The sequence below is a fragment of the Arthrobacter livingstonensis genome (assembly GCF_003219815.1).
In the GTDB taxonomy this organism is placed as follows: Bacteria; Actinomycetota; Actinomycetes; order Actinomycetales; family Micrococcaceae; genus Specibacter; species Specibacter livingstonensis.
In genome coordinates, this window is the sequence record NZ_QJVD01000062.1 from 1 (window position 1) to 6,732 (window position 6,732).

Annotated in this window: 3 protein-coding genes and 1 pseudogene; all 4 read right to left on the bottom strand. The window is 60.1% G+C overall.

The window, feature by feature from the left end; all coding sequences use genetic code 11:
• A partial coding sequence (locus tag CVV68_RS22460; protein WP_245933741.1) for a GAF domain-containing sensor histidine kinase occupies positions 1–1,328 on the bottom strand: 1,328 nt, incomplete at its 3' end.
• A gap of 797 nt (positions 1,329–2,125) precedes the next feature.
• The gene (locus tag CVV68_RS22465; RefSeq protein ID WP_110503208.1) at positions 2,126–2,998 is read right to left on the bottom strand and encodes a slipin family protein; all 873 of its coding nucleotides are present in this window, start codon (positions 2,996–2,998) and stop codon (positions 2,126–2,128) included.
• A 570-nt stretch (positions 2,999–3,568) separates the two neighbouring features.
• Positions 3,569–3,937: pseudogene (locus tag CVV68_RS22470) on the bottom strand (universal stress protein); the annotation flags it as partial.
• Between the two features lie 910 nt (positions 3,938–4,847).
• Positions 4,848–6,494, bottom strand: a complete 1,647-nt coding sequence (locus CVV68_RS22475; protein ID WP_110503210.1) for an alpha/beta hydrolase domain-containing protein — start codon at positions 6,492–6,494, stop codon at positions 4,848–4,850.
• Between the last annotated feature and the right edge of the window lie 238 nt (positions 6,495–6,732).

Here is a 6,732-nt window from a genome sequence, read left to right on the forward strand (position 1 = left end):
TTGCTCAGTCCTTCCGTGACGACCGCCATCAAGTCTTCGACCACAGCATCTGACAGTCCGCCGTCGACGAGCCCTGCTATGTGGATTCGGGGTTCAAAGCCGGCATCGGCGGTTAAGACGTTGATCGTAGACAGCAGCCGATGGCTTAGAGGTTCCAGAGTGTCCTGAGGCGGGTGAAGGGAGTAAATGGTTTCCCGAAGTTGGCGGATCGATTCGTCGAGTTCGCTGGTGACGGTGGTCAGGCGCTCCAGGGAGGCCTCGTCAGTGATGGTACGGCGCAGGCTTTGCAAGCTTAGGCCCGCAGCGAAAATCCTTTGGATAACGTGGTCGTGCAGATCTCGGGCGATTCTGTCCCGGTCATTGGAAATCAGCACGGATTCCCTCTCCCGGTGTTGCCGGACCAAGTCAACGGCCAGGGCCACGCGTGAGCTAAAGAGAATGCTGGTGTCCACATCCTCCTCTGAATAGGGTGGTGCCTTTTCCGTCCGGGCTAGGATAACAACGCCCTGGCCTATGCCGGAAAGGCCCAAGGGCATCACCATCACGGGTCCAAGTTCGCTCCCATGCCCGGGGCCGAAGATATCCGACGCATTCCCAACACTCATCGGTACCCCGGAAGTCAGGACCGCAGCGATGACGGGTGGGAGCGCGAATTCCTGGCCGACCGTGAACGTCTGGACTCCGACCGCGGCTTGGTAGGAGAGCCTCTGCCCATTCGGGCGAGCAAACGCGATGACGGCCAAGGATGAGTCCGAGGCCGCCAGCGCATGTTCGGCGATCACCTCGAGGATCTGAGCATTGCCGTCGTCCCGGGTGGCCAGGATTTGTTCATTGGCTTCCATCCCGGCCTCCATCCACCGGCGGCGTCGAGCGCCTGCATCAAAAAGGCGGGCGTTCTCTATGGCTACACCGGCAGCCGCAGCGAGAGCAATACAAAGGGCCTCGTCCTCGTCACTGAATCCGTCGCCGCCCGCGTATTCCGCCAGATACAGGTTGCCAAAAACCCTCCCGCGGACCCGGATGGGCACGTCGAGGAAAGTCGTCATCGGTGGTTTGTTTGTCGGGTGGCCCGCATCGTTGGCATGCTCTTTGGAATCTTTGGGCCGTAGTGGTTCAGGTGCTTGGATCAGGTCTCCAAAGACATCGTTCCCGGTGGGCGGCTCCCCGCTGCGCGCAATCTGCTCTGCTCTGATACCTGTGGTGACGAAATGGCTCAACAAGTCGCCATCGCCAATGACGCCCAGCGCCCCGTATTGGGCTCCGACCAATTCACAGGCGGAGACAACTACACGATCAAGGATCGCGTCCAAACCAACGTCCTCCGCCATGGACACCACTGTGGACAATAGAACCTGGACATGCTCCTGGGTCGTCAGGAGCTCATCTGCTGTGGTGAGAAATTCATCGCGGAGAACCTCCACACGGTGTCGCAAAATATCACGCCACACCGGATACCACCACCCGGACATCAGACCGTGCCAATACCGGCGAGATGGTCGCTCCAAGGGACGGGACTAGGTCGAACCGGATGGATCTCTGTGCGATCAGCATGGGGGCGCTTCCTATGAGGTGTTCCGCGAGGATGGACTCAGCCCAAGCTCCGCTTCATAGTTTCATAGTAGGCCCACACCGATCAGTGTCCCCCAAGGTTCGGTGCCATTGCGGGGAGAGCTAACGACCTACGATTCGGTGGATCGAGACGTTACCGGTGCCAATACCATCGTGGCATCGAGGCGAAGTCCTTCTCGGATCTAGTAGTCTCCCGGGACGTTTCCTTGTACTCGGTGCGGCTTGCCCCACCGTCGCGGGTGCTGCCTCTGGCCGTGATCGCGTTCATCCACCTGCGTTCACGCACGCACCGTCATGGCAAAGGGGAATGGAGTAATATTTCTCATCTTTCCGGTATAAAATGACGGTTCCGGTCCACCAAATACGTCACCGGAACCAAGTATCCTGACCGTGGCATTGGACCAGTCACAGCTGGTCGGGACTCGCGGGCTTTTCCGAGTGCCCCATTCCTGGAGTCCAGTTGTCAATGGAGCTTGCCGCGGTCAGCACTGGCCGGGAGGGAGCCCTTCTCGCCGGTTCGCCGTCGGCCGACCCGGTGACCTCATTGAACTCCGCATCACTGGGATCCAGTACTGGCGCGATCAGGCCCGCCCCCACCAAGCAGCTGGTGGTTCAAGACGGCTGCTCCGGGTGCTTTTGATTCTCTTGTCGCGTTCGCTGATGCCGTTTCGCGGGCCAAGAAGGCGCCCAGTTCGCTGATGGTGCTCATCAACGGTGCCGGGAAGACGACTGTCGTGTTCTTGTCAACCCCCAGTTCCACGAGTGTTTGGAGGTTCCTCAACTGGAGCGCCAACGGGTGGGCCATCATGGTATCCGAGGCGTCGCCGAGTGCCGCTGCTGCCAATGATTCGCCTTCGGCGGCAATGATCTTAGCCCGTTTCTCCCGCTCAGCTTCCGCCTGGCGGGCCATGGCACGTTTCATGCTGTCCGGAAGCTGGATGTCCTTGAGTTCCACCAACGTCACCTCAACACCCCATTCCACAGTGGTCATGTCCAGGATTTCCCGGATCCCGGAGTTGATGACGTCAGTTTCGGCAAGCGTTTCATCCAAAGTGTGCTGGCCCACCACCTTCCTTAGCGTCGTTTGTGCTATCTGGTCGATCGCCGAGTAGACATTCTCGATGGCCACGACCGACTTCACGGCGTCCACCACACGAAAATAGGCGACAGCGGAAATGTCGACACTGACGTTATCGCGGGTAATAATGCCCTGGGACTGGATGGGCATGGTGATGATTCGCATCGAGACCTTGGGCATCCTGTCAATGACCGGGATGATCACCGCCAGGCCTGGCTTCTTGACACCGCGGACACGGCCCAGGCGGAAGACCACGCCCGTCTCGTATTGGTTAATCACGTGGATGGCCAGCACGGCTGCGATCAAAAGTAGAATGACGACGGCCACAATGATGGCGATGGGGAATGTCATGACGTTTCCTTTTAAAGAAGTGCTGAACGCTCGAGACTTTGCACGAGTGGACTATAAGCGTCAAGTCTGCTGGCCTGTCGCCACGACGGGCCCCTATGTGTAGTGAACATAACTCGTCGTTGACATCAACGCTAGCCGCGTTGATTCCTGGGGCGGAGAGTCGAAAGACCCCAATCACGTTACGGGAGTTATGGTCGCCCGCCCTAGAGTTCGGCGTCGAACTGCCGTGTTTTCGATTGCAGCCGAACACTAGTAAAATCCGAGTCTTTCAGACCTAAACATGGGCCGTCGGCGGGCTCCCCTCAAGACAACAGCTAGGCACCCCCGCATCTGCTCAAAATTTGGTTGACATCTGACTTGTGGATATTTGACTTGCAGATGCAAGGATTCTTAACATGCCTAAAGCTTTTCCGGAAAGGTTTCGCCGTGGCTTGGTCGAGGCTCATCGGCATCCGACCCGAGTTCACCCGCCCCTGTAACTATCTGGGCTGATTCGCTGCGCCTGTCCGCATGGACCACAAGCACCGGGCACCTCGTGTGCGCGGCACAGGCCGAACTGACCGAACCCAAGAGCATGCCCGCGAATCCGCCGCGTCCCCGGGAACCGACGATGAGCATTTGCCCTTTATTTGCCTCCTCGATCAGGACCTTTGCCGGCTGCCCGCGGCGGCACTCTCCGATGAGGCCCTCGGGCGGGTCGTCCCCAAACGCCTCCATCAAGGCCTGGTCCTGTATCTGCCTAGCAAGTGGCTCCCCGTTCAACTCTGAAGCGGCATAGGGGGCGAACACCACTTCCAGGTGCCAGGCCGTGACGGCCTTGATGGTCGCGCCCAGTGGGACGGCCAACTTTTTCGCCCACCTCAACGCCAAGACGCACTCCGGAGAACCGTCCACTCCCACCACAATGGGCAAACCTTCATAAGGTGTCGAACCGTCCATGACAACTACCGTCCTTCACGTGTCGACAGCCGGCCGTGCCACGAACGGCACGGCCTTTCAGGTTCAATGATTGCCGCTCCACGACGGCGATGCACAGGGTACAAGGACCCTGACTCCACGGTGCGATGCTGGAATCGATGGGATCGGTCGGTCGGTCCGTCACAACGGGGAGTGAACCATGAACAGCAATCGTGGGCCAACCATGCGGGCCACACCACAGGGTCCATGTCAGGAACGCTGCCACTCAGGTGGGAAAGGCCCGGCCGGCACTGGGGCACGGCCGGCTACTTGGACGGTGGCGCAATTGGACTTGCGGGACAATGATGCGCTTCGGCGGCGTTTGAGCCCCGAGGACAGCAGGCCCCGGCTGCTGGGCATAGGGGAACCTGCCCTGGATTGCCCTTGACCTGGACCATCCCGGACCGGACGGTCAGGAGAACTACGGCCAGGCTCCTTTGGTGGTCGGAGCCTGCTATGGCGGCCATCTTCTCCCTCAGGGGACGAATGGACGCCCCCTCCGCAGCGTGCGGGCAGCTCTCGTTAGACCCGGCGGTCAAAAGGTCGCCGCACAGGCCTTGGTGGCAGCCCTTGTCGTTGAGGGCTGGTGTCCGTGGCGCAGCTGGAGCTGCAGCTTGACCAATATGGCGGCGTCATCGAGCATGGTGATTCCGTTGGTAGAGTGCGGCGTTGGCTTGCCGGTTTCCGCCCCGGTTGAGCCGTCGTTTCTATACGCCAACCCAATCCGAGGGGGGTGGCGCAATTGTGTGGGCGCCGTCATCCCCCACCTTCATCTTTGACAGGCCAGTGCCAGCAAAGATTCCGGTTCCGGGACCGACGGGTGAAGCCGCGGATTCGGCTTCGCACCTGAATCCGCGGCTTCATCAGCGGCGCTTCAATACATATTCGTCCTTCAGGGGACGTTGGCAGCGGCGGCGTCACGGATGAGCCTGTCTCCGTCGTAGCTTGTGATGAAACGTTGCTTCACGAGGGCCTTCGTGTCCTTCTTCACGGCCTTCACGTAGGCTCCATGGTTTGGGTAGATCTGCTGGAGCAGGGCCTGGCTGAATGGCACTTCATGTCCGGCTATGAAGCAGAAGGACGCTCCGGTCGAACTGCCATACCACGTCGAGGTGGGTACATCGAGGAATGGTGAGCGCAGGCCACCGACGACATTGCCCCACCGGTCCAACACGGGTGCGTTGTTCTGCACGACGATCGGGGAGCCGTGTGGAGGGGCAATACCCTTGCGGACCCACTGATTCAGGTTCTGGAGCATGGCGTCAAAGAAGATGGCGCTTGGAAAACGGCTCCTGGGACCTTCGTTGCAGTCCATGGGTGGGACTGCACGTCCGCCTTTTATTATGTCTGCTGGTGCGGCTGAGAAGTTCAGCTCGGTGGGCGTAGCGTGCGCGGCGCCGGCCATCTCGTACTGGCGGTACGCGTCGGTGGGGACATCGCTGTCGGGTCTGCGGGCGGTGATTCCGAGCAGGTAGTCCGATTGGGACATCACATGAATGATCGGAACGCCCACGTTGGAGAACTGCAGACGTGGATCAGTAACGGCAGGGATAGCCTCACATTGATTGATGGGGTAGATCCCGGCAAAGGCGCCACCGGCCACTGCGACGATGTACGCGTCGTAAATGGACAGACCGGTCTGTTGGACTGCCCGTGGTGCGACGGCGTTGATGTAGTCGTACATGTAGCCGCCGGTTTGCGAGTAGCCGAACCCATACAACTTGAGTTCATGCTGGGGCTTCTTGCCGCTGTAGTACACCGGGCTCTTAGCAGAGGTGCTGCGCAGAAGTTCGCCAACCTGGCTGTAAATATCCCAGGCCAGGCCGTTTTCAGTGGTCCGGGAGCTGTCCGAAGGGACAGTGGCGCAGTTTGCCGGATCGCTGAGGGGCAAGGGGTTGTCCATGGCCAGCGGCTTGTACCGGGTGGGATTGAAGGTTTTGAGTGTTTGCATGGATACCGGCTTGATAGTGATGCCCACCCACACGTCTCCATTGCGGATCAGCTGGTCGTGCATGAGGCCCCACCCAAGATTCAAATCGAACAGGTTGGATGGATTCAACGGTTCCACCACGACGTTGCCGCTGAACTTGGCGACTTTGGCGGGGCGGCGGACCAGGATACGGGTTGTATAGGGTGCGTTGGCTGTGCGGACCACTGCCGGTCCGGGGGCTGGCCAGGTATAGACGTTGGCCAGTCCGCTGACGAAATACTCCTCCTCGACGTATCCGATGGCAGCGAGGTTCTCGGGAATGCGGGTATGCTCGGCGGCCCCGAACGGATACGACGTCGCGGTCACCTTGATCGGTCCGGTGATTTGCGGCGTCGTAACTGGCGCGCCCTTGGGTCCTTTGACCACAAGGGGTTTGGCTGCTGGAACGCCGGCACCGGGGATGGCTGTCGAGTCCGGGTTGGCAGCGGATGGCGCGTCTGCTGCCGCCGGGGGGGCCGGTGGCACCGTCGGTGTTGCTGTTGGCTGTCCAACTGCCGGCGCCACGGTCATCGTCATGGCTGCGATCACGGCCGTGATCCATACGCCCATCCGCACCCTCCCCCGGCGCGCACGAGGGCGAAATGAGCGCGGAAAATTATTGGGACTGGTCATGCTTCCTCCAAGTGGATGCTGTCCGGCACTAGCCGTAAATTCATCAGATGCCCAGGGTAAATTCAGGATAGTGTGCCGCAACTAACGGCACAAGGGGCCGCGTTGACTCATCAAAGATGCCCGCGTAGCTGCTATCGAAGAATCATTTGGTAGTGCCCGCGTAGCGGCGCGTCTG

Excerpts from the sequence above, each read along its gene's own strand:
- CVV68_RS22475 (WP_110503210.1), bottom strand. The coding sequence starts at position 6,494 with ATGGGCGTATGGATCACGGCCGTGATCGCAGCCATGACGATGACCGTG.
- CVV68_RS22465 (WP_110503208.1), bottom strand. The coding sequence starts at position 2,998 with ATGACATTCCCCATCGCCATCATTGTGGCCGTCGTCATTCTACTTTTG.